This window comes from Mesorhizobium sp. M7A.F.Ca.US.005.03.2.1 (genome assembly GCF_003997795.1).
GTDB lineage: Bacteria > Pseudomonadota > Alphaproteobacteria > Rhizobiales > Rhizobiaceae > Mesorhizobium > Mesorhizobium ciceri.
The window spans coordinates 1-1,028 of record NZ_RZRP01001343.1 but is presented as its reverse complement, the minus strand read 5'-3'; the positions used below and the strand labels follow the sequence as shown (position 1 = coordinate 1,028).

The following is a 1,028-nucleotide window of genomic DNA, read 5'->3' as shown; positions in this document are numbered from 1 at the left end:
GGTGAATTTTCGTCTGTTCCTGGCAAATATCCTGACAGGCGTGCTGCTGGCCTTGGCAGCCTTCATCGGAACATGGTGAGCAGGCTCATTAAGGTGGCGGAGCTTCATTACGGTCTCGATCGAGCAGCCGCCGCAGCATCGGTTCGATACGTGACAGTTCGTCGAGATGCGCCGCCGACAGCTCGGCCAGGCAATCGTCGGCGCGCTCGGTCAGTTGCAGCAGCACGCGGCGATGGTCGTCCTTGTCCTGATCCCTTGTGACCAGCCCTGCCTCGCCGAGACGGTTGACCAGTTCGACGGCGCTGTGGTGGCGAATGCGCAGGCGTTCCGCGAGATCGCCAACCGTCACCGGGCCGCCGCCGGGGAATCCCTTGATCGCCAGCAGCGCCTGATGCTGGCGCGGGGTCAGGCCGGCGTCTTCCGCCTGGACCTGGCTGAATTCGAGGAACCGGCGGATCAGGTAGCGAAACTCCGACAGCCGCTGGTAATCGGCCTGGCTGATGGCGGGACGTTGTTCTCGTGGCTGCGACATATCAGACATGTGTTCGTTTTCCGGCGAAAGCTCAAACGGATTTCGGGCGAAACCGGCTTGAATATTTATATCGTGTTACGATACATAGCCACCGACAAACCCGGCTGGCCGCTTCGACCGTGCCGCATCCCAGACATACGGCCGCCGCCAGGAAGCAACTGCCATGAAGACCCATCATTCGAACCCGGAGCACCTGCGCGATTTCACCACGGATCCCAGGGTGCTGCTCGTCGCCGCCATTGCCGTGGTGGTGGCGACAGCCGGGTTGTTTGCCGGCATCGCGCTTTTGAAGCTGATCCGGCTTGCCACCAACATCGCCTATTTCGGCCAATTCTCGCTTGCCGACCTGAAGCTCGAGAACACGCCGCTTGGGCTTGCCGCAGTCCTAGTTCCGGTGATCGGTGCGCTGATCATCGGCCTGATGGCGCGCTATGGCAGCGAGAAGATCCGCGGCCACGGCATTCCCGAAGCCATCGAGGCGATCCTGCTCGGGCGC

The 1,028-nt window shown here is 62.1% G+C and carries 1 protein-coding gene and 1 pseudogene; one reads left to right on the top strand and one right to left on the bottom strand.

Translation table 11 applies throughout. From position 1 onward, the window contains the following. Nucleotides 1-88: 88 nt before the first annotated feature. Nucleotides 89-541, bottom strand: a complete 453-nt coding sequence (locus EN991_RS37615) for a helix-turn-helix domain-containing protein (protein ID WP_063172462.1) — start codon at nucleotides 539-541, stop codon at nucleotides 89-91. 154 nt (nucleotides 542-695) lie between these two features. Here EN991_RS37615 and EN991_RS37610 point away from each other — a divergent pair. Further along, a pseudogene (locus EN991_RS37610) lies at nucleotides 696-1,028 on the top strand (chloride channel protein); the annotation flags it as partial.

Excerpts from the sequence above, each read along its gene's own strand:
- EN991_RS37615 (WP_063172462.1), bottom strand. The coding sequence starts at position 541 with ATGTCTGATATGTCGCAGCCACGAGAACAACGTCCCGCCATCAGCCAG.